Origin of the sequence: Paenibacillus cellulositrophicus (assembly GCF_009363095.1) — a bacterium.
Lineage (GTDB): Bacteria > Bacillota > Bacilli > Paenibacillales > Paenibacillaceae > Paenibacillus_AQ > Paenibacillus_AQ favisporus.
Map to the genome: position 1 here is coordinate 2,973,602 of NZ_CP045295.1, position 22,015 is coordinate 2,995,616.

Sequence of the window (22,015 nt, forward strand, 5' to 3'; positions counted from 1 at the left end):
TTCTCTATAGCGGCTCTCGAGCGGCTCTCGCCATCACGGCTCCCTGGAGTCGCCCGCTGCAACTGCCGGCGGGCATTCGGGCTCGTAAAGCCCCGAGCGCACCCGAAACCAGCGGTACAAATGGGATACGACGACCTTCAGCACGGCATATCCCGGCACCGCAAGCAGAATGCCGACGACGCCAAACAAGTTGCCGCTCGTCAAAATGACGAAGATAATCGTGATCGGATGAATTTTCAGCGTCTTGCCCATAATTTGCGGGGAAATGAACTTCCCTTCGATGAGCTGGACGACGGTCCAGACGATCACCATCTTGAGCAGCATAATCGGCGAGGTGACGACCGCAACGATGAGTGCCGGCGTAATGGCGATCGCCGGTCCCAAATACGGGACGACGCTGGTGCATGCAGCGATGATCGCCAGAATCAGCGAATACTTCAAGCCGATAATGATATACCCGGCAAACAGCAGCAACCCGATGCAGCAGCTGACGATGATCTGCCCGCGGATATAAGAACTGATCTGATGGTTCATTTCTTTCATGACCCGCGAGGTTTCCCCGCGCAGCCGCGTCGGCACAAAGTGTAAAATGTAACCCGGCAGCCTTTTGCCGTCCTTCAGCAGGTAGAACAGAATGAACGGCAGTGTCACGACGGCCAGAACTACTTCAATCAGCCCGCCCACGAATCCGCCAAGCCCCGTCCAGGTGCGGTTCAGAAATTCCGAACCTTTCTCCGAGACGGTTTTCATCAGCTCCTGCGGATCGAACAACACGTTCTCCTGCAGCTTGCTGACCAGATTGCTTCCCATCAGCTCTTCGACCTTGATGCGGGCAACCTCGGCGTAGCCCGGGAAATTGTTCACCAAATCCATGATCTGCTCCCGAATGACCGGGATGACCAGTGTCACGAGCGCGGCAAGCATGCCGATAATGAAGACGTACAGCAGCAGAATGGTGTGCAGGCGCTTCACCTTCCGCTTTTCCATAAAATCCACAATCGGATTGAGCAAATAATACGCAATTCCGGCGAGAATGAGCGGCAGCACGACGGTTTTGACCAGGACGATCACCGGCTCGAATACGAATGAAATCTTGGTGAGAACCAGAATATTCAGTCCCAGGAGCAGCAGCACCAGCATAAACAATACAAATCTGTTATTTAGTAAAAACCGCTTAAAACGGCTTGCCCAATTCACCGGATTGTCCATATTTATTCCTCACTCATCTTGATCTTCTTGATTTCGATGCGGCAGTAGCGGTTATGATCCCGCTCCAGTAGGGTGAAGGCCGTTCCTTCGTACACGAACGTCTCGCCTTCCGCCATTTCGCTGATCTGGCTGTACAGCCAGCCGCCGATCGTATCCCATTCCTTTGTATCCAGATCCATAAAGAAATAATCATTGATCATTGAAATTGATACTTTGCCGTCCACAATCAGATGCTGCTCGCCGATCTCCTGGACGTCCTCCACTTCGTCCTTGTCGAACTCGTCGCGAATTTCGCCGACGATCTCTTCAATAATGTCCTCGATCGTGACAAGACCGGAAGTTCCGCCGTATTCATCGATCAGAATCGCCATGTGCGTCGCTTCCTTCTGCATCCGCTGCAGCAGCACATTGACCGGTGTCACTTCGGATACCGCCATCACCGGATGGATCAGGTTCGCCACATCCAGCTCTTCGTTTTCTTCATATGCCAGAAAAAATTGCTTCGTATTAATGATGCCGATAACATTATCCTTGCTTCCGTCGATAAGCGGAAACCTGGAGTACTGCTGTTCTTTAATAATTTTCATATTTTCAGACCGCGACTTGTCTTTGTCCAAACAGATCATGTCCGTACGCGGTACCATAATTTCCTTAGCCAGCATGTTGTCGAACGCGAAAATCCGGCTGACATAACCGAATTCGTTATCGTTGATTTTTCCACTCTCATGGCTCTCGCTCAGAATAATCTGAAGCTCCTCCTCGGAGTGGGCCTCCTCATGCTCGGAAGCGGGCTTTACGCCAAACAATCGGACCAGCTGGTTCGCCGATCCATTCAGCAGCCAAATGAACGGGTACATGATTTTGTTAAACCAGATAATGGGTGTCGCCGTCAGCAGGGCAACGGTCTCCGCTTTGCGGATGGCCACTGTTTTCGGCGCCAATTCGCCAATAACGACGTGCAGGTACGTAATGACCGTAAAGGCAATCAGCAGAGACAGAAAATGGCCTAACGCTTCAGGCATATGCCATTTCTCAAACACCGGGGTAAGAATCTTCTCTACGGTCGGCTCCCCGAGGAAACCAAGACAGAGTGATGTAATCGTAATCCCGAGCTGGCACGCGGACAAATATCCGTCCAGATTGTCGATAACCTTCTTCACAGCCTTTGCGCCCTTGCGCCCTTCGGCGATCAGCTGATCGACCCGGCTTCCCCGCACACGGATCACGGCAAACTCTACCGCAACGAAAAAGGCCGACAAACCGATCAGTAATGCAACCAAAACCAAATTTAACACATACCTGTCACTTTCCACTTCTACATCTTCTCCTTATAAAGTAGTCTCGATGATTCCATCCGGCATTCTGCAGGAAGCTTCACCTTCTGCCGCTAAGGCAGCAAACGGGGCAGAACTATGCCCTCCCACTCATTTACCATGTAGCGGCCCGCTGAAACAGGTTCATCGCAAAATGCTGGATAACTAGGTAATACGCAGAAGCCCGGGTTCAGGTTTCAAGCGACTCCTAAAAAAACAAAAGGCTCCAACCATCACGGCGCTCCCCGTGTACCGAAGCCTTTCCCGCCCTGTAAGCGGACGCCCCTACGGCGTGCACGAAAGCGATTCATCCATATCCCTTGTTGGACAGGCCTTTGTCAGCAGCCCGTTGTTAACTATTTCGTTCCCCATGCTTACCGCAGCGTAGAAACCCGAAGCCCCGTTGAACGGGAAGGCTGACCGGGAATAGGCCGATATCAGCTTGCTTGCAATCAACGTGCAAGGCCGGCTGGCTTTACTTACTGTTCGTTGGCATGCTTCTTGATTTTGGTGACCAAATTGTCCACGAGCTGCTGCATAATCTGCTGGGCCATCGGGTCCGTCAGCGCACCGGACTCGTCAAATTTGGTATGCGATTGTGGGAGCAGAAATTCCGGCCGGTTCACCGAATCCATGTTGAGCGCAAACAAAAGTGAGCGTATACCAACCTGGGCTCTGCCCGTACCACCCATGCCCGGCGTGGCGCCCATAAGCGCTACCGGTTTCTGGGCCAGCGGCGTTTGAAGGGCCGGTCTTGAGGCCCAATCCAGCGCATTCTTCAACGCGCCTGACAGCTGCCCGTTATATTCCGGCGAGCTGATCAAAAAGCCATTCCCCGAATGCAGCAGCTCAGCAAACTGCTTCACCGCTTCCGGCAGTTCACTTTCCAAATCCTGATTGTATAAAGGAAGTACGGAAATATCGGCAAGCGTGAAGCGAAAATCCTCCGGCAGGAGCGCTGCCGCGTTATGAAGCAGCTGTGTATTGTGGGAATGCTTGCGGAGACTTCCGGAAATCCCCACGATATGAAAACGTTCAGACATGATCGATTTCTCCTTTTTATCGTAAGTATAGAAGTAAGTAAGGGATATGGCAGCACGCTCCGTGCCCGTAAAGGGCCCTAGCTTCATGATACGACAGAATTCGACGGGTGAACATCAAATTTTTCCAAAAAAGAGGGAACCCGGCCTCTCTCCATCAAGAAGGATTCCGGGTTCCCATATAGACATGTATCCGATGATTTGCCGATCAGTGGCTGATCATCAGCGACGGATCCGGCTGGCTTCCGTCTGTGGCATCCGCGGCGGCCGGCTTCGGTCTGCGCAGAATGAGGCACAGCACCACGCCGACAATCGCAAAGCAGGAGGCCAGGAAGAACACATCGTCAAAACCCTGCACAGCAGCGTTCAGCGGGTTGCCTCCATGGCTCGCGTGAGCAGTGGTGCGGCTGATCAGGTAGCCCGACATGCCGGCAACCGCAAAGGACACGACGACCTGCTGGGCAGCGGCGGTCAGCGGCGTCACCCGGTTCACCAGCTTGCGCGGTGCGGCGTTCAGCACGTGGGTATTGAGCGGCATCATCGACAAGCCCATGCCGAATCCGAGCATGAAGAGCAGCGGCATGATACTCCACAGCGACGTGTCGGCCGTAATATGCGACAGGCTGAACAGCGCTGCCGAAATGAGGAGAAGGCCGATAATCGCCACCGGACGAGCGCCGTATTTATCGAAGAACTTCCCGCCGATCGGCATGCCGATCCCGGAAGCCAGCGCCTGCGGCAGCAGGATGAAGCCGGTCTCCAGCGGCGTAAACTGGCGGATCTGCTGCAGGTACAGCGGAACGAACAGCATCGAGCCGAACAAGGCCGCCTGCATGATCCAGGAGAGAATGATGCCCCGGGTAAAATCCGAGGAGCCGAAGACGCGCAGCTCCAGCAGCGGGTTCTTCTGCCGAAGCTCCACGGCGATAAAAATGAGCAGGGCAGCCCCGCCGACGATGAGCCCGGTCAACGCGCCGGTCGAGGACCAGCTCACGCTGCCTCCCTCATTGACGCCGTAAGCCAGCATGGCGAAGGCGATCGGAGCCAGAATCATGCCGATCAAATCGAGGTGCGGGGTCTGCTGCCGATCCGCTGTCGGCAGAAACTTCACGCCCAGGATGACGCCGACGATCCCGATCGGAACGTTAATCAGGAAGATCCAGTGCCAGTTCACATACTCCACCAGCCAGCCCGACAGAATCGGGCCGAGTGCCGGCGCGAGAAGCATCGGAATGCCGAGCAGACCCATGATCGAGCCGCGGCGCTCCGGAGGAGCGAGCTTAAAGACCAGCGCCATGCCGATCGGCGCGACCATGCCCCCGCCAAGCCCTTGGATAACGCGGTAAATAATCAGCTGGGTCGACGTCTGCGCCATGGAGCAGAGTGCCGATCCGATGACAAACATAATGATGGTGGCCAGGAAGACCTGCTTAGAGCCAAATTTATCGGTCATCCACCCCGCCAGCGGAATAACAGCCGATAGAGCCAACGTATAACCGGTAATCGCCCATTGAATGGTCTTCAGGTCGGTGTCAAAGTAGCTCACCAGGTTCGGCACCGCCACGTTGACCACGGTGCTGTCCAGAATGACCATGATCATACCGACAATAATGGCCAGCATGGGCGGAATGATCTTTTTCAGCGAGAATGGAACTTCTGCGGCGGGATTGCCCGCCAAGGTTTTAGACATAAATCTCTCCACTCATTTCTATATATAGTTTGGTTTCTCGTTCCACTCTAGCTGTATTGGTGAAAATAGTGCTCAAACAACGTGTCAATCTGCTCTTCAAGCGGCGCGATATGGATGGTTGAGGCCATATCCTCGTCGCCTTCGGCCAGAAAGGACTTCATGATGACCGGGAAAAAAATCGCCCCGTACAGCTGCATCAGCATCTTCCGGATGTTATCGTCGTCTTCCTCACCGGTAATTTCCCGGACCGTCCCGATCAGCCGCCGGGTCTTCATCACCTTGCAATAATGCGAGTACTCATGCTGCGACTCGAAAATAACGCGGGTCTGATCGATCATCTGTCTCACCAGCCCCGGGTATTCCTGAAGATGGCGGACATAGCGGTAAAAGAACTGCTTCAGTCTTTCCCTCGCCGGCATCTTGTCGTCCTCCAGCGCGTTAAACACGTCCTCGAACGTCAGCACAAGGGAACGGATCGCCTGGGTGATCAGCTTTTCCTTCGAGCCGAAGTGATAATTGACCAGCGCGAGGTTGGCGTCCGCCTTGGTCGCGATCCGGCGCAAAGTGGCACACTCAATGCCTTCATCCCGAATCAGCTCGATGGTGGCTTTTAATATGTCGTGTTTGGTGTCGGTTCCTGAGGTATGCCCTGCGGTGTCTTCCTTCATCGGTTCTTTCACCTGCCCCCCTCTCCTGTCATACAGCAAATTTAAACAGTGTTTAATACGTTGTTTAATTTACTCTCGGCCGCCCCCTTTGTCAATATTTATCTGTAAAAAAATACATAAGGATGCACCGGGGATCTCGGGTACAAAAAAAGGCCCGGCAGCATCATGCTGACAGGCCTCCCGACTATTTCATCTGTGTGATTGCTTTATTAAGTGATTGCGTTATTGGCAGTGGATCACGATATCCAGCGGATAACGGCCGACATTCCGGCCATACAGCGCAATCCCGCCTTCATCGGCCTGAAGCTCCAGCCGGAACCGGCGGCTTCCGTTCAGCCGCGACGCGATCCGGCTCGGCACTTCTGCGAGCTTGGCCGGGTCATCCAGAAAACAAGGGCTTGTTTTCCGCGGCCTTACTTTTGTTCCCGGACTGTCAGTACAGCGGACTGGACGTCTTGGGCATGCCGGCCGATCTGAATTTCAAACTCGCCGGCTTCGACAACCGGATTCAGATCACGGTCAATGAAGGACAGTTCTTCGTGCCCGATCCCGAACGTAACCGTCTTCGTCTCACCGGGCTGCAGCCAAATCTTGGCGAAGCCTTTCAGCTCCTTCTTCGGCCGTGTCACTGTGCTGACCTTGTCGGAGATGTACAGCTGGACCGTTTCCGCTCCGGCCCGGCTGCCGGTGTTGGTCACCGTTACTGCAGCCTCCGCCCGCCCTTCCGGCGTGATTTCCGCCGGCGAGACGGTCACCGGGCCATACTCGAACTCGGTGTAGCTGAGCCCGAACCCGAAGGGATAGGCCGGCTCCAAATCCGTCTCCAGGTAGCGCCGCCCGGTCGTACGCTTGCTGTTATAGCGGACCGGCAGCTGGCCGACATGCTTCGGAACGGAGACCGGCAGCCGGCCGGAAGGGTTCTCGTCGCCGAATACGATATCGGCGATCGCGTGGCCGCCCTCCTGCCCCGGGTACCATGCCTCCAGGATGGCGTCGGCATGCTCGTCGATCCACGGCTCCGCGACCGGCCGGCCGTTGATGTACACCACGACCAGCGGCTTCCCGAGCTTGGCCAGCTCCTCCGCCAGCTCCCGCTGCACGCCGGACAGGCCCAGTGTGGAGCGGTCGATGCCCTCGCCGCAGTCCATGTCGCTGTGCGGGCGGTCCGTCACGACCGACGCACCCGTGCGCAGGTCGATCGTGCCTTCGCCGAAATCGCGCGCGCTCGACCCGCCGAGCACGAGCACGATCGTGTCCGCGGCGGCAGCCGTCTTCAGCGCCAGGTCGAAGCCTTCCCGGCTGTCATCCTTGACCCTGCAGCCCGGCGCGTACAGCACCCGCTCCGGCGCATGCGCCAGCTTGGCCCGGATGCCGTCCAGCACGGTCGACACCTGCTCCCGCGGCTGCGGAGAGGTATAGTCTCCAAGCTGATTGTACACGTTGTCGGCATTCGGGCCGATGACTGCGACCGTCTCCGACTCCTTGGACAGCGGCAGCGTGTCTCCCTGATTCTTCAGCAGGACGATGCCTTCGACGGCAGCCTGGCGGGCGAGCCGGATGTGCTCCTTGCTGCCGATGACGCAGGCTGCCCGTTCCGGGTCGACGTAAGGCTGCTCGAACAGCCCCAGTTCGAACTTCGCCTTCAGTACGCGAAATACCGCTTGGTCCAGTGTCTGCATCTCGATACGCCCGCTCTGCACAGCCGCTGCCAGGTGCGCACGGAACATGTCGCCGGACATTTCCATATCCACGCCGGCGTTCACCGCCATGGCGGATGCCTCCTGCGGGTCGGCCGCCGTGTCATGCCCCCACACCAGCATGTTGATGGCACCGCAATCGGTAATGACGAATCCGTCGAAGCCCCACTCCTTGCGCAGCAGGTCTGTAAGCAGATATTTATCGGAGGTGCACGGCACGCCGTCGATTTCATTGTACGCGGTCATGACCGATTTCGCACCGGCCCGGACCGCCGCCTTGAACGGCCGAAGGTCCACCTCGTGCAGCTCGCGCAGCCCCATATGAACCGGCGCGCTGTTGCGTCCGCCTTCCGAGCTGCCGTAGCCGGCAAAATGCTTCAGCGTCGCAATGACGCTGTCGTCGGCGTCCAGCCGGTTGCCCTGCAGCCCCCGCACCGCCGCTTCCGCCATCACGGAAGCGATCCACGGATCTTCCCCGTACGTCTCCTCCGTCCGTCCCCACCGGGGGTCCCGGACGACGTCGAGCACCGGGGAATACGTGGCCGCTCCGCCCTGGCTGCGCGTCTCCAGGGCGATCGCCCGGCAGATCTCCTCATACAGCTCCGGGTTCCACATGCTGGCCAGCGTCAGCGGCACCGGAAACACGGTCGCCCCGATTGCCATATGACCGTGCGAGCACTCCTCCCCGAACAGGATCGGGATGCCGAGGCGCGAGTGCTCTATCGCGTACCGCTGGATCGCGTTGATCGTCTCCGCGCCTTCCTTTGGCGACAGTCCTGTCGCCAGAGTCACTTCCGTCCACGGGTCGGCCCGTAACACGCCGTACAGCGAACCGATGCCGCCTCGCTCAGCGGCCTCCTTGAACGCTTCGTCCAGCGCGACGCCGTTTTCCTCCCGCCGGTACGTTTTCCAGCCGAACAGCTGCACAAGCTGCCCGACCTTTTCCTCCAGCGTCATGAGGCTGAGCAGATGCTCCGCCCTCGCCTCGCTGCTCAAAGCAGAATCTTGATAACTCACTGGATCTCCCTCCATATCCCTTGATCCCGCTGCACCCTCTGGGTTCCGAACGGTTACCAAGGGCTGCGGCGAACCCGTAAACGGAATCGTTGGGTCGCAGCTGCAGCGCCTCATTGGCCTTCTTCCAGAAATGCTTCGGTTTTTTATGTATTTATATAAGTTGAACATTGAAATGGATGATGGGGGCAAGTTGCCTCGTCCCGTCTTAAATGACAATTAGCCAACCCCCGGCCTCGCGGCCGGGATATGTTGGCTCCTTGCACATGGTATGAATCGGCTTATTTGCCGGTATTCCACTGGTCGTATGCGGCTTGGTACAGTTCCACGATGCGGTCAGACCCCATCTTTTTCACTTGCGCCACGTATTTATCCCAGTTGGAAAGCGGCTCCTGTCCGGTAATGAACTTCGCTTCCATCTGCTGCACGTAGGTATCGAGGTCGGACATCAAGGCGGACGCTTCGCTCTGCTGTTCGTTCGTCAGATAGACGTTCGGGAACGGCGATTTGCCGATTGGCGTCAGCTTCTCCGCATTCTCCTTGTCAATCCAGTCGTCGAACTCAGATCTGAGGCCTTTGGTCACTTCCGGATCGTTGACGCCCGGCGTCAAAATGCCGAAGTTCGGTGTAATTTTGCCGCGATATTCTTCGCGGTCGCCGCCGCCCGGTACCGGCAGCCATTCTTTAACGTGGTTATCCTTGTCTTTGTACTTCCACAGCACGCCTTCCGGTCCTTGGTTAAACAGCGTCGAACCCTCATAGCTGTACAGATAGTCGATCCAGCGCATCGTCGCTTCCGGCGCCGGGTCCTTGCTTGTGATCGCAAACGTGCCATTAGCCGACATGCCCGGATGTTTGCCGTAAACCGGCGTTCCCGCAATTTCGCTGGCAACCGGTGTCATGAGCGGGTTGTCCGAGCTTGGCTCGCCGCCCAGCGTGAAGTAAGGGAAGTAGTCGTTAAACAGGCCGATCTGGTTGTTTTGTCCTTTGGCCTTTTTCTGGTCGGCCGTCTGCGAGAACGTCTCGTGATCCAGTAAGTCTTCCTTCCACAGTTTGTTCATGAAGGTCAAGTAACCCTTGTAGCCTTCTTCTTGAGGGGAGTAGTGTACTTTGCCGTCCTTGTCTGCGTAAATCTTCTCGTCATACATGCCCCAGAATCCGAAGAAATACATCCGCAAATCATCCAGCTTAACCGAAGTCAGCGGAATTTCATCCTTCTTGCCGTTGCCGTTCGGATCTTCATCCTTAAAGCGTTTCAGCAGCGTGTACAGCTCGTCGGTCGTCTTCGGCAGCTCGGTTACGTTCAGCGCCTTCAGGAACTTGCCGTTATACCACATCGGGCTGCGGTACCATACGGCGGCCGTATCGATAAACGGCAGGGCATACATATGTCCGTCAGGCGTCGTAAACGACTTGCGTACATCCGGATGCTCGTCGAGAATTTTCTTGATGTTCGGCGCATAGCCTTCATCGATGTACTTTTCGAGCGGAATCAGGACGCCCTGGGTTCCGTACGTCACCTGCTCCGACGGCTTCAGGTCAGCCGCATACAGCATATCCGGCAGATCGCCGCTGGCGAACATCAGATTCTTCTTCGTTTCAAAGCTGTCGATCGGCGAAAGCTGGTATTCCAGATGGATGCCCGACAATTTCTCCATCTCTTGCAGCACGGGCATTTTGTTCCAGTCGGCCACGCCCGCGTCCTGGGACATGACTTTCAGCGTGAGCGGCTTATCCACGATCGGAAAGCCTTCCTTCTTGACTCCCTCCACGGTCGCCGAACTATCGGATGATGCGGATCCGCTTCCTCCGTCTCCCTTAGAAGATCCGCAGGCTGCAAGCAGGCTGGCGGAAATCGTCAGGCAGAGCAGAATGGATGATGCTTTGCGAAGATTTTTCATGACAACAACTCCCCTTTTAAAGTTATTGATCTATGGCAAGATCAGCCCTTAACCGAACCGATCATGACACCTTGCACAAAATAACGCTGAAGGAACGGGTAGATGACAATCACCGGAATGGTGGCGACGATAATCACGGAATACTTCACCAGGGCGGCGATTTCCGCCTTGTTGTTCATCGCGGCCGCCGTGGAGGCGTCGATCGCTCCTCCGCCCTGTGCAGCCATTTCCTGCAGCACCAGAATTTGGCGCAGCACCAGCTGCAGCGGGTATTTCGCCGAGTCGTTCAGGTAAATGAGCGCCGAGAAGTAGCTGTTCCAGTTGCCCACCCCGTAGAACAGGGCCATGACCGCGATGATCGGCATCGACAGCGGCAGGATGATCTTCACGAACAGCCGCATGTTCGTACATCCATCGATCTGCGCCGCTTCCTGCAGCTCCTTCGGAATCGAGCTCTGGAAGAACGTCCGCGAGACGATGATGTTCCAGATCGACGCGGCCGACGGAATGACGATCGCCCACATCGTGTTGACCATGCCCAGCTGCTTCACCAGGAGGTACGTCGGCACCAGGCCGCCCCCGAAAAACATCGTGACCATGAACATGCCCATAAAGAAGTTGCGGCCGACAAAGTCCTTGCGGCTCAGCGCATACGCCGCCGGCAGCGTCACGAGCAGGTTGATCGCGGTCCCGACCACGGTGTACAAAATCGTATTGCCGTACCCCGTCCAGATGCTTGTGTTCTCGAACACCCGCTTGTAGCCGTCAAACGTAATGCCTTTCGGCCACAGCCACATCTCCCCGGACCCGACAGCTTTCGGATCGCTGATGGAGGCGCTGACCATGTACACCAGCGGGTAGAACACGATTAGAAACGCCAGAAACACATACAGGTAATTGAAGGCGAGAAAGACTTTATCCCGCCGGGTTTCTCTGACTCCAGATAACATCGAAGCCCCTCCTCTCTACCACAAACTGTTCTCGCTCGTACGGCGGACGATCTGATTGACAACGATGAGCAATACCGCATTGATGACCGAGTTGAACAAGCCGATGGCGGTCGAGAAGCTGTACTGCGCATCCACGAGACCCGAGCGGTAGACGAAGGTGGAAATGACGTCCGACGAGCTCATGTTGAGCGGGTTTTGCAGCAGTAGGATTTTCTCAAAGCCGACCCCGAGCAGGCTGCCCATATTCAGGATGAGCAGGATGGTCATCGTCGGGATCAGTACCGGGATGTTGATGTGCCGCACGCGCTGGAAGCGCGAGGCCCCGTCAATAATCGCCGCCTCATGCAGCCCCGGATCAACGCCTGATAGCGCGGCGAGATAGATGATCGTGCCCCAGCCGGCGCTCTGCCACACGTCAGAGAAGACGTACATCGTCTTAAACCAGCGCGGGTCGGTAAGGAAATCCGGCGCTTTCAGGCCCAGCCCCTCGATCATGTGGGTGACGATCCCCGTCGACGGCGAGAGGAACGTGATAATCATCCCCGCCATAACGACCATGGAAATAAAGTGCGGTGCGTACGTCACCGTCTGGGACAGCTTCTTGAAGAAGCCGTTTCGGACTTCGTTGAAGGCCAGCGCCAGAATGATCGGGATCGGAAAACCAACGACCAGCGAGTACAAGCTGATGCTCAGCGTGTTCCAGAGCAGATCCCAGAAGTAGTAGGAATGAAAGAAGCGGACGAAGTGGTCGAAGCCGACCCACGGGCTTCCCGTAATTCCTTTTGTCGGAATGAAGTTTTTGAACGCGATCTGGATGCCGTACATCGGCCCGTAGCAGAAAATAAGAAAGTAGAAAAAGGCCGGCGCAATAAACAGGTACAGCTCCCAGTTCAGAATGATGCGCTTCCACAAGCTTTTGTGGGTTTTCTTTCTCGGCATCACAGCAGGCGGGCCTGCGATGGCAGCTTTTGTATCATGCATCGTATCACTCCTTCTCTGGTAGGTTGTTTGTTGCCTTTATCTCTCCGTGATAACGGATGTTAAAGCCCGAAAAAGGCGGGTGAATAAGGTTTGTGATCTAAACGTATTCGATCGGTAAAACCTTCGTAAATATGTCATTTTCCACATGAACCTGAAATTCAGGGGAAAACCCGTACGAACAAGAAGAAAATCGACCGGTTTTGGCCAGAGGAATATGTTGTTTTTGCAGCGAATTCGGGTGAATCAAGCAATACTTGACATAATAATGATAACTTAAGTCACACAATTGTGTTCGGTATATTACCTGAACTAAGGAAGAGTTTTGGTTAAACTTCCTCTTGTGAGCCATTTGACGATGTACCCTGCCAGCTGTCTCGCGTTACTTCTCCCTTTTACTAAGGGAACAAAAAATTTCGGCTGACCAGCATCTAGGCGATAGCCCATCCTCATTAGGGCAGTTAAACAAACCAGGCAAGCTGCTTAGCGTCCTCGTTCCGAACAGGATCCTGATAGAGCTTCCGATCGGTTCTGATGGTTTCGTACAATGAAGAAACATCCCTCTTCAATGAAACCTTCTCCTTAATTGAAACATCCTTCTTCGGTAAAGCTTCCATCCTCAACGCATCTATCTGCGGGCCGATCCTCCACCAAATGTCCCTGTTTCTCGGCCACGGTTTTTGATCGTTAGTTAAGCTTGCCTGTTTCCCCCGCATCTCGCTTCAGCGGCGGGGTGATAACGCTTACACTAAACATATCGGAGCCCCCGTCTTGCGTAAATATGTCGTTTTCGCTCCCCCATCAAATCGGCTTAAAATCTGGCTCCGGTGGTTACATTCACTTGTGATTCAGGAGCCGAATATGTCATTTTTGATGATTTGGATAGCCTTTAAGGTGTATATATCAAAAATGACAATTCCCGCACGAGCCCTTATGCGGCGCGGTTTTGCAGCAGGTCAAAAATAACATGTATGCGTTTACATCAATTTTGCCGTCACAACCGGCTGACAATGACGTTCGGTCATTTTCACTTCCACCTTTTTGGCTGCTGCAGCCCTGCTTTCTCTTTTTTCGCTTATACTTTCTTATATCTAAAAAAAACGTCCAAGCTCAGCCGGTCCTGCCTCGGCTTCCCTTGAACGTCTTCATCTTTCCAGAAATCAGTATTGCCTGGTGTACATCGGTCATGACATGTCGCGGATTACTTCCTTCACCCAGGCGTCAATCCGCTCCTGATCCATGAACGGGAGAATCGGCGCCAAGGCTCCGAGCCCCTCCTTTTCGCATGCTTTCCTCGCGCATTCATCAATCGCATCAATGCTCATAAACGGCGCAATTGACGCCAGCGCCCCAATCCCTTCGTTCTCGTAAGCTTTCCTCGCACAGTTATCGATCGCTTCATCGCTCATAAACGGCGCAATCGACGCCAGCGCACCGACCCCTTCGCTCTCGTAAGCTTTCCTCGCACACTCATCGATCGCATCAATGCTCATAAATGGCGCAATCGGCGCCAGCGCCCCGATTCCTTCGTTCTCGTAAGCTTTCCTCGCACAGTTATCGATCGCATCAATGCTCATAAACGGCGCAATCGACGCCAACGCACCGACCCCTTCGCTCTCGTAAGCTTTCCTCGCACAGTTATCGATCGCATCAATGCTCATAAATGGCGCAATCGGCGCCAGCGCCCCGATTCCTTCGTTCTCGAAGGCTTGCCGGGCGGCCTCATCGATCACTTGCTCACTGACAAACGGGGCGATGGACTGGATATCTTTCGGCTTGAGCTTGTTTTTGATATGCCCAAACACCTCGTCTGCCTGAGCTGACTTGAGAATTGGGGCGATACCCGCGAACTCCTCGACGGACACCTCGTTCTCCTGCAAAAATTCGGATGTCTTGTCCTCGACAATCGTCTGGATGATCTGCGTCCCTTTCGAACTTTCCAACATACGGTCGATGCTGACGCCGAAAATTTCTGCGAGCTGCGGCAGTTTCGATATATCGGGCATCGTTTCCCCGCGTTCCCAGTTGCTGATCGCCTGATAACTGATTCCCATCCGATCCGCCAGCTCCATTTGCGTAAAGCCCTTTTCCTTGCGAAGCCGGGCGATAGTTCTCCCAATTTTGACCATATCAAACATCCTCAACACCCCTTCAAAGGTTATTTGCGCTTAAGTGTATCGGTTCACCGGGCAATTGTATATCAAGCGCTGCTTGAGTCCGCCAATTCACTGCAGCTCCGCAGAGAATAACGGATTGTTGTCAGCACACCAAAAAGCCGCCTCATCAGATTTCAATCTGACGAGGCGGCTATCACCGCTGCCGCGGGATTCAATCAATAATCGAACCACTCGTGCTTCTGTCCGTCCTTGTCGGTTAACTCCACACGAATGGCCTTAACCTGAAGGATCACATAATCCGGATCATTCGGGCCGGAGAAGTCCGCGCTGAACTCTTCACGCCAAATCTGCTGACGGAGAGCTTCCTCCGTGTTCACGGTTAATTTTCCGTCGATTTCCACCGTTTCCCGGGAGTCGTTCTCCCCATGCCCTACCAGCAGCGACACCGGCGTCTTGCTTTCAAGGTCCCAGGTTTGGCTTTTCCGATTTGCGACAAGATAGATGCTCAGTCCTTTGTTGTACTTCGGCATCCGGCGCAGCCGCGGCTTCTGATTCTCCACCGTCGCAACGGCGGCGTATTCGTGGTGGTCCAGAATTTTGGCAACCTCATGCTCCATGGCGAATTTAGCTTCCATTAATAATCACACCCCTTCTCTTCTGACATCATCGACGAAGGGCGAGAGCCCCTCGTTCGTTGGAAATCGTTGAAATCAGCCAAGGTAGGATTCAAGCATCCATACATGCTTATCCAAGTCCGTCTGCATCGCGATCAGCATATCCGCGGTTGGGTGGTCACCGGCGCTTTCCGCCAAGTTGATGGTGTCATGCAGTTCCTTGCTTACCGCCGAGAAGTCATGGATGAGCGACTGCACCATGCCGCGCGCGTCCTCTTTTCCTGTAGCTTCCTCAATCGTGGCGATTTCCAGGTACTCTTTCAATGTAGCAGACGGTCTGCCCTTGATCGCCAGGAGGCGTTCGGCGATTTCGTCCGTTTTTTGCGTAACGTCGTTGTACAGTTCCTCGAATTTCGCATGCAGCGTAAAGAACTGTTCTCCTTTTACATACCAGTGATAGTTATGAATTTTCACGTAAAGGATGCTGAAGTTTGCCACCTGCTGGTTCAATGCCTGTTCCAATGTTAATGTCGTTGTGTTTGTCATCATTTATCCCATCCTTTTTTATCAGTCAGTGAAGGCCTTCGGCAAGCCTTTCGGTTGTAAGCTTTCTTCTGTAACTAAATTGTACACAATTTAGTTACAGTAAATCAATATGCCATTTCTATCATTTTAATCCCAACCAGGCATGGGTACGATTTCACCCCCCTTCTACTGCAGCCCTTCGATTTTGATACCGCTGGATGATATGCACCCAGAGGCACAGCAGCGGAAGATAGACGTACAGCAGGACCAGTCCGGCCCAGGTTACCACAGAATCCAGCTTGTCGATCGTCTTGGGTCCTTGTAATACGGCGATAATGACAAATGACATCCCGCATGTGAACCATACCAGCGGCTTGGATCTCAGTGGGGTGACCTGTCTCAAAATTCTGGTTCCTGCCCACATAGCCATACATACCGGCGGCAGAATCACGATAAACCAATTGAACACATACACGTAATCGAACCGGTCGATGAACGGGAGCCGGGCCACCTTCGACAGGATCAGCGTCGGCCAGATCGTATGCTCCAGCTGCTGAACGTTAAAGAACGCCAATGTGACTATAGCGACGATCAAGTAAAGTACTGTGGAATGGGCTACGGCGATATGAGCCCATTTCCGGGACTTTTCTGGATGCTTGATAAAAGGGTGCAGCAGAAGCAGAAACTCCACCCCGTAAAATAAATTGAGCGAATGGAACGCCGACTGGCCATATTCAAGCGGCGTATGGTTCAGCAGCGGCAGGAAATTCGTCCAATGGGCATACTGCAGCGGAAAATAAATCGATATCAGGAGCAGGGTGGGAATGACGACGCAGAAAAAGCAGATTCCCGTGATCACCCGTAGCCCCCCGGTCACGATATATACGGCGGTCAGCAAAATAAGCAGGCATACGAACCAGATCGGCGTCGTGGGAAACGCCCAAATATGGATGACCTCCATGTAAGACCGTATTTGATAGACGATAAACAGCAGCATATAACCGTAGAACAGGAGATTCATCGTATCTCCCAGCCATTTGCCGAACAACTGTCGATGCAGGTGGAGGATATCGCCTCCATCCGCGTGCTTCATGATCGCATAAATGATCCACACGACCGCGTGCAGGCTGAGGCCGACGAGCAGTAAGGATAACCAGGAATCCTGCTGCGCCCCCTTAATGTTCCGGCTTTGAAAGTTCAGCATGGCAATGCCTGTCTGCGTTCCGTGAATCATAAACCACAGCAGATAGGGGGATACAGTTAAGCTTTCTTTGATCTGTCTGGGCATCTTCGACCACCTGTCCTTGTCATTCTCCGATTCCCGATTTCGTCAGTTGAAGGTTGATAGCGATATCGAACGCCGTTCTCGGATACAGCCTTTCGTAAAATTCCTTCTCATCCCAGTCCCGGGAATATGCCCTGACCAAATCCCCTACGCCCAGCGGATCCACGCCGCTGTCCCTCAGTTTGGCGAGCAGCGACATCAGGCGTTCCCGTATCTGCTTTTCCAGCTGGCGGTCTACCTCGCGGTCATTGGAGTCCTTTCTTAAGTCCATCCATCTCGGATACTCCTTCACCATTCCACTGATCGCGAGCTGGACTTGAATATGCAAGCCATCTGCCCTCATGACCGCATGCTTGGATTCCCTTCCATAGCTCACCGAAAAAAGGGCCGTTCCTTCCTGCCCGTTCTTTTTCAGAGTGAACGGAATTTCCCCGCGCATGGAATATCCCTGAAGAAGCTTATAATAGAACATTTCCTCCGGATTCAAGGTGAGTTTTAACCGGTCCTCCTTGAAAATGCCATAGCCCGATACCTGCAATCTGCCCGCAGCGTTTAACCGGATGACCGGAAGCGAAACGTCCCTTCCCAGGCCATGGTAATCAAACAACATCGTCGAGAGGTTGGATCTCGGAATATTCCCCGATTTCATATTCTGCTCAATGAGATGGTACGGCAGCTCACGGTTGCCCTGCTCGGCTATGACCTTGGCCAGGGAAGTGACCGGCTCCTCCGATACGGCCACCGTCAAATAATTGCTGATCAGCGGGTTGCGGCAGATCGAATTGATGAAATACGAAAGTCCGCTCTCCGCGAGCTCCCGGCTGAACAGGAGCAGCCGCAGCTTCTCGATTTTGACCGGCTGGGCCGACTGGCCGTTCATTTCATTCAGGACGAGCTGGGTCTGCCCCGCCCGCCCCTGCAGCGTGCCGACCTTCCCCCTCTGTGTAAAATCGCTGTAGAGAGCGGTCCCGATATAACCCGGGCGGCCGTCGTCAAATCCGAGCACCGTGACCATACGGATATTATCGACCATTCGATCGTTGCCGCATCCCCCAAGTGCAAAGACGATGCCGAATATCCCCAGCCATCTTGCGAGGCTACTCATGCTCAATATCCTCCTGGTCTTCACTCGGGGTATACCGCTTGGAATCCAGAGGCCTTAGGTAAATGTTCCGGTTGGTGATATACCGGTACGATCGCCGTACGAAGCTATCACCTAAATTGCCCGTCCGCAGCGGGAACAGCGGCAGCAAGTACGGGGTGCCGAGGGATTTGAGCCGCAGCAGGTGGCCAAGCAGCAAAAAGAGCCCGGCCACAATCCCCAGCCCGCCCCATAGGCCGGCCAGCAGGATCAGCGGGAAACGCAGGAGGCGGATCGTGTTGGCCATTTTAAAAATCGGAGTCGTAAACGAGGCCAGCGCTGACAACGCCACAATGATCAGCAGGATGCTGCTCGCCAGGGCGGCTTCCACCGTGGCCTGGCCGATGACGATCCCGCCTACGATGCCGAGCGTCTGGCCGATTTTGGTCGGGAGCCGGGCTCCGGCTTCCCGCAGCAGCTCGATTGTCACTTCCAAGAAGAGCGCCTCCAGCACGGGAGGAAGCGGGACATGGGTTCGGGACATGATCAACGGCTCAAGTATATTTTCCGGAATAACCTCGAAATGATACGTTAATACGGCGACATAGACAGGCGTGACAAAAATGGAGAAGATGACGCTCAGAATGCGGACGATGCGAAAGAAAGACCCGATAATCCAGGGCAAATAATAGTCTTCCGGCGATACGAAAAAGTCCAAAAACGTGGAAGGGCCCGTAAAGACATAGGGTGATCCGTCCGCGAACACTGCGACCTGTCCGGAAGTAATGGCGTAAGCCACCCGGTCTACCCTTTCCGTCGACAGAAAAAGCGGGAACGGGGAGTTGGTATGATCAGATATAATCTGATCGAGAATCGATGTGTCGAATACGACCTCGAAGTCGATCCTGCCGAGCCGCTGTTTCATCGTTTCGATATGCTGCGGATTCGTGACCCCGTCAAGATAAGCGATCATGACCTTCGTATTGGACAGGCTGCCGACCGAAACCTCCTCGATCACCAGCCTCGTTACGGCGATTTGCTGTCTCAGCAAATGGACATTGACATGAATATTTTCCACAAAGCCGATTTTGGGTCCCACGACGCTGAATTCATTTTCAGTCTCGTTGCTTTGGCGGTGTCCCTGTTCGGTTTGGTTGATATTAACGATCAAAAAAGCCGGCTCTTCCGACGTGATCTGGAGGATCACATACCCTTTGACCAGCTTGGACTCGACTTCCGACGTTTCCTCGGTGATTTGCGCTTCATCGAACGGGATTCGGTTCTGAATGTCCGCCAGCCGATAAATGTCATCATCATGCTGCTGGATTTCAGCGATAAGATGACGGTTGATCTTCTCCGCATCCACAAGAGAAGAATAGTAGCTGATCCGGATCCGGTCGTCCTCCGCATTGGGTGAAAACTGCCGAAAATCGCTGGACTTGGCGGCTTGCTCCAATATTTCACGGAGGGTCTTGGGTGCATCAGGCTTCATGACGATTTCCTTTCCTGTGAGAAAATGAGCATAGATCCCATTATGTTCGGCGCCCAGTCAAAACATACCTCATTTCCCGGGTGCAGCTCACGGAATAGAACGAAAAGAACCCCCAAGGGAAGCCGGCAGTCCGTATCGGCTCATTTGAGGGTCCTTCGATTAGCTCAGCGCATTTTTCATAAACCTAAAAATATCTTCTTCGCTCATTTCATTCCTCCGGAACCCTCGGCTTATTCACGTCATCCGGAATCCGCTCATCGAAAACGTCCTGGCCCGGGAAATCCCGGACATGGCCTTCGTGCAGCTCATGATTCTCGTAGTCGAATCGGCCCGAGCTGCGCTGGTCCACCCGCCACGGCGTGCTTTTTCCCAGCTGCTCGGCGTTGACCGGCGACCCGTAGGGCCCGTCCGGAAACTCCTCGAAGGCCAGATCGTTGCGCTGCGACTCCACGGTCGACAGGTCTGTCGAAAGGGCCCGCTTCTCATCCTTCATTTCTTGACTCATGGGCGATTCCTCCCTGCGTTTTCGGCTCCATGCTGCGTGGCATACTTGGATCCGATCATTCTCCTTATTATGGATGGAATAGAGCAAAGTATTCTGGTGGAAAACGCCCCTCCTCTAAAAAAATATTTCAAAAATTTCCTCCAGATATATTGTCTTCCGCAAATCTGCGTGTTAATATAGCGACAAATGAACAAATTGTGAACATAAATGAGCATATATTGCGCAAATAATACTCATTTATGTTTGATTTGGGCATTGAATGTTCATTTTCGCTTGAGTTAAGGGGGAATGATGAATCGACAGTGTGTGGCATATCAGCAATATGGATTTGACGCTCCGGCTGCTGTTATCGGTCGCCATGGGCGGATTGATCGGCATGGAACGCGAATGGAACAATCACGCCGCCGGCTTTCGGACCCATATCCTGGTCTGTCTCGGCTCGGCGTCCATCATGATCCTGTCTATGTACGGCTTTGAAGCCTTCGTGGACGAAACGAACGTCCGCCTGGATCCGGCGCGGCTCGCTGCGCAGGTGATCAGCGGGATCGGCTTTCTCGGCGCGGGGGCCATTCTCCGCTCGGGACAGACGGTATCCGGACTGACGACCGCCGCTTCGGTATGGGTCGTAGCCGCGATCGGACTGTCGATCGGCGCCGGATTTCTCTACTCTGCCCTTCTGACGACCGGTCTTGCTTTTATCAGCCTGTTTGCCCTGAACAAATGGGAAAAGCTCATCATGCACCGCAAGAGGAACTTCGACTTCCTCATCCGGGTGCCCGACAAGCCGGGCATGCTTGTGACGGTCGCCAGCGAGCTGGATGTGCTTGGCATCAAGATCAACAATATCGAAATCCGCACGCCCGACGGGCTGGCGGATGCCATGGTCGAACTGAAATTCCATATCCGCTCCCCAAATCCGATGCAGGTGGTTGCCGCCATGGACAAAATATCTTCCCTGCCCGACGTGCTTGGCATTGAATCGTCGGGAATCTCCTCAGAATTCGCACAAAAATTTTCCGCAAACAACAAGTATTCCAATTTCAAGATGTAATCGAACCGACGGCAAGCCTGACAAATGAGCAAAAATGAACAAATGTAAGCAATCGTATATGCGATTTGGTGGAAAGGATGGTTATATTGCTGGCAGCTGAACGAAAAATGAGAATCGTCGAATTTGTCAGACAGCATCGGTCGGCTTCTGTCGGCACGTTAGCCAAGGAATTCGGCGTTCATGAAGCGACGATCCGGCGCGACCTGGCCGAGGTCGAGCAGGAAGGGCTTCTGAAACGGACGCACGGCGGCGTTATTGTGGAACAGCTCACGCATCACGAGCCTTCGTTCAACGAAAGATCGGGCATCCAGCTCGATCAGAAGGAACGCATCGGCCAGAAGGCGGCAAGCTTGGTGGAAGACGGGGATCACATCATTTTGGACTCCGGCACGACCACGCTGCACATCGCCCGCAACCTGGTCCACCGCTCCAACATTACCGTCATTACTAACGACATGAACGTGGCGGCCGAGCTTCGGGACGCTCCCGGCGTCAAAGTGACGGTCACCGGCGGGGAACTGTATCCGTCCAGCTTCATGCTGAACGGCATGTTTACGGATTACGTGCTGCGTTCAGTACACGTATCCAAAGCTTTTATCGCGACCACCGCGATCCATCCCAAATACGGCCTTACGCTTCCGGAAGCCCAATTGGTCGTGGCCAAGCAGGGCATGATCGCGGCCGCCCAGGAAGTCATCGTCGTCGCCGACGAAACGAAAATCGGCAAAATTTCGCTGTATAATGTCGCTCCCAATAGCTCGATCCATACCCTGATCACGGGCAACGAGGTAGCGGAATACGACATTAAGCAGTTTCAGGACGCCGGCATTCAAATTTTAACCGTCTGACGGAACGCAGCTCCTTTCAGGGAGCTGACGATGATGT

Annotated in this window: 19 protein-coding genes; 2 read left to right on the forward strand and 17 right to left on the reverse strand. The window is 54.3% G+C overall.

From position 1 onward, the window contains the following. Nucleotides 1-33: 33 nt before the first annotated feature. The 17 genes from GCU45_RS13370 to GCU45_RS13445 form a co-directional block, all read right to left on the reverse strand. Complete coding sequence (locus GCU45_RS13370) at nt 34-1,209, reverse strand: AI-2E family transporter (RefSeq protein WP_152399303.1); 1,176 nt, start codon at nt 1,207-1,209, stop codon at nt 34-36. A gap of 2 nt (nt 1,210-1,211) precedes the next feature. Beyond that, nucleotides 1,212-2,522, reverse strand: a complete 1,311-nt coding sequence (locus GCU45_RS13375) for a hemolysin family protein (protein WP_152399304.1) — start codon at nt 2,520-2,522, stop codon at nt 1,212-1,214. 479 nt (nt 2,523-3,001) lie between these two features. Beyond that, entirely contained in the window at nt 3,002-3,565 is a 564-nt protein-coding gene (locus GCU45_RS13380; RefSeq protein WP_145950330.1) for an NADPH-dependent FMN reductase, read from the reverse strand. A gap of 205 nt (nt 3,566-3,770) precedes the next feature. After that, a complete protein-coding gene (locus GCU45_RS13385) occupies nt 3,771-5,252 on the reverse strand; it encodes a DHA2 family efflux MFS transporter permease subunit (protein WP_152399305.1) in 1,482 nt (493 codons plus the stop codon). 47 nt (nt 5,253-5,299) lie between these two features. Further along, nucleotides 5,300-5,932, reverse strand: a complete 633-nt coding sequence (locus GCU45_RS34395) for a TetR/AcrR family transcriptional regulator (protein ID WP_152399306.1) — start codon at nt 5,930-5,932, stop codon at nt 5,300-5,302. A gap of 210 nt (nt 5,933-6,142) precedes the next feature. Beyond that, nucleotides 6,143-6,280 (reverse strand): hypothetical protein, encoded by a 138-nt coding sequence (locus GCU45_RS33780; protein WP_167527131.1) that lies wholly within the window; start codon nt 6,278-6,280, stop codon nt 6,143-6,145. A gap of 53 nt (nt 6,281-6,333) precedes the next feature. Continuing rightward, nucleotides 6,334-8,634 carry a glycoside hydrolase family 3 N-terminal domain-containing protein gene (locus tag GCU45_RS13395; RefSeq protein ID WP_425281278.1) on the reverse strand — a complete coding sequence of 767 codons (2,301 nt, stop codon included), beginning with the start codon at nt 8,632-8,634 and terminating at the stop codon, nt 6,334-6,336. Nucleotides 8,635-8,912: 278 nt separating this feature from the next. After that, a complete protein-coding gene (locus tag GCU45_RS13400) occupies nt 8,913-10,532 on the reverse strand; it encodes a type 2 periplasmic-binding domain-containing protein (RefSeq protein WP_152399308.1) in 1,620 nt (539 codons plus the stop codon). Nucleotides 10,533-10,573: 41 nt separating this feature from the next. Further along, nucleotides 10,574-11,482, reverse strand: coding sequence for a carbohydrate ABC transporter permease (locus GCU45_RS13405; protein ID WP_076173532.1), 909 nt, complete (start codon nt 11,480-11,482; stop codon nt 10,574-10,576). Nucleotides 11,483-11,497: 15 nt separating this feature from the next. Then, nucleotides 11,498-12,421 carry an ABC transporter permease gene (locus GCU45_RS13410; RefSeq protein WP_234489601.1) on the reverse strand — a complete coding sequence of 308 codons (924 nt, stop codon included), beginning with the start codon at nt 12,419-12,421 and terminating at the stop codon, nt 11,498-11,500. 1,223 nt (nt 12,422-13,644) lie between these two features. After that, nucleotides 13,645-14,589 (reverse strand): helix-turn-helix transcriptional regulator, encoded by a 945-nt coding sequence (locus GCU45_RS13415; protein WP_167527132.1) that lies wholly within the window; start codon nt 14,587-14,589, stop codon nt 13,645-13,647. A 203-nt stretch (nt 14,590-14,792) separates the two neighbouring features. Continuing rightward, nucleotides 14,793-15,212 (reverse strand): pyridoxamine 5'-phosphate oxidase family protein, encoded by a 420-nt coding sequence (locus GCU45_RS13420; RefSeq protein WP_152399311.1) that lies wholly within the window; start codon nt 15,210-15,212, stop codon nt 14,793-14,795. Between the two features lie 75 nt (nt 15,213-15,287). Beyond that, nucleotides 15,288-15,737, reverse strand: a complete 450-nt coding sequence (locus tag GCU45_RS13425; RefSeq protein WP_152403039.1) for a Dps family protein — start codon at nt 15,735-15,737, stop codon at nt 15,288-15,290. 154 nt (nt 15,738-15,891) lie between these two features. Further along, a complete protein-coding gene (locus tag GCU45_RS13430) occupies nt 15,892-17,004 on the reverse strand; it encodes a GerAB/ArcD/ProY family transporter (RefSeq protein ID WP_152399312.1) in 1,113 nt (370 codons plus the stop codon). Nucleotides 17,005-17,023: 19 nt separating this feature from the next. Then, a complete protein-coding gene (locus tag GCU45_RS13435) occupies nt 17,024-18,106 on the reverse strand; it encodes a Ger(x)C family spore germination protein (protein WP_152399313.1) in 1,083 nt (360 codons plus the stop codon). Then, nucleotides 18,099-19,574, reverse strand: a complete 1,476-nt coding sequence (locus GCU45_RS13440) for a spore germination protein (protein WP_152399314.1) — start codon at nt 19,572-19,574, stop codon at nt 18,099-18,101. The genes GCU45_RS13435 and GCU45_RS13440 overlap by 8 nt, the downstream gene beginning before the upstream one ends. Before the next feature lie 208 nt (nt 19,575-19,782). Then, nucleotides 19,783-20,079, reverse strand: a complete 297-nt coding sequence (locus GCU45_RS13445) for a hypothetical protein (protein WP_076172932.1) — start codon at nt 20,077-20,079, stop codon at nt 19,783-19,785. Nucleotides 20,080-20,401: 322 nt separating this feature from the next. Between GCU45_RS13445 and GCU45_RS13450 the strand changes: the two genes are divergently transcribed. Beyond that, nucleotides 20,402-21,130, forward strand: a complete 729-nt coding sequence (locus GCU45_RS13450) for an MgtC/SapB family protein (RefSeq protein ID WP_076172979.1) — start codon at nt 20,402-20,404, stop codon at nt 21,128-21,130. Between the two features lie 86 nt (nt 21,131-21,216). After that, entirely contained in the window at nt 21,217-21,978 is a 762-nt protein-coding gene (locus tag GCU45_RS13455; RefSeq protein ID WP_076172929.1) for a DeoR/GlpR family DNA-binding transcription regulator, read from the forward strand. The last annotated feature ends 37 nt before the right edge of the window (nt 21,979-22,015 follow it).

Bases quoted from the DNA above. Each gene is read 5' to 3' on its own strand.
- GCU45_RS13440 (WP_152399314.1), bottom strand. From the start codon at position 19,574: ATGAAGCCTGATGCACCCAAGACCCTCCGTGAAATATTGGAGCAAGCC.
- GCU45_RS13445 (WP_076172932.1), bottom strand. From the start codon at position 20,079: ATGAGTCAAGAAATGAAGGATGAGAAGCGGGCCCTTTCGACAGACCTG.
- GCU45_RS13410 (WP_234489601.1), bottom strand. From the start codon at position 12,421: ATGCCGAGAAAGAAAACCCACAAAAGCTTGTGGAAGCGCATCATTCTG.
- GCU45_RS13425 (WP_152403039.1), bottom strand. From the start codon at position 15,737: ATGACAAACACAACGACATTAACATTGGAACAGGCATTGAACCAGCAG.
- GCU45_RS13380 (WP_145950330.1), bottom strand. From the start codon at position 3,565: ATGTCTGAACGTTTTCATATCGTGGGGATTTCCGGAAGTCTCCGCAAG.
- GCU45_RS13370 (WP_152399303.1), bottom strand. From the start codon at position 1,209: ATGGACAATCCGGTGAATTGGGCAAGCCGTTTTAAGCGGTTTTTACTA.
- GCU45_RS13415 (WP_167527132.1), bottom strand. From the start codon at position 14,589: ATGGTCAAAATTGGGAGAACTATCGCCCGGCTTCGCAAGGAAAAGGGC.
- GCU45_RS13420 (WP_152399311.1), bottom strand. From the start codon at position 15,212: ATGGAAGCTAAATTCGCCATGGAGCATGAGGTTGCCAAAATTCTGGAC.
- GCU45_RS13430 (WP_152399312.1), bottom strand. From the start codon at position 17,004: ATGCCCAGACAGATCAAAGAAAGCTTAACTGTATCCCCCTATCTGCTG.
- GCU45_RS13405 (WP_076173532.1), bottom strand. From the start codon at position 11,482: ATGTTATCTGGAGTCAGAGAAACCCGGCGGGATAAAGTCTTTCTCGCC.
- GCU45_RS13450 (WP_076172979.1), top strand. From the start codon at position 20,402: ATGGATTTGACGCTCCGGCTGCTGTTATCGGTCGCCATGGGCGGATTG.
- GCU45_RS13400 (WP_152399308.1), bottom strand. From the start codon at position 10,532: ATGAAAAATCTTCGCAAAGCATCATCCATTCTGCTCTGCCTGACGATT.
- GCU45_RS13385 (WP_152399305.1), bottom strand. From the start codon at position 5,252: ATGTCTAAAACCTTGGCGGGCAATCCCGCCGCAGAAGTTCCATTCTCG.
- GCU45_RS13435 (WP_152399313.1), bottom strand. From the start codon at position 18,106: ATGAGTAGCCTCGCAAGATGGCTGGGGATATTCGGCATCGTCTTTGCA.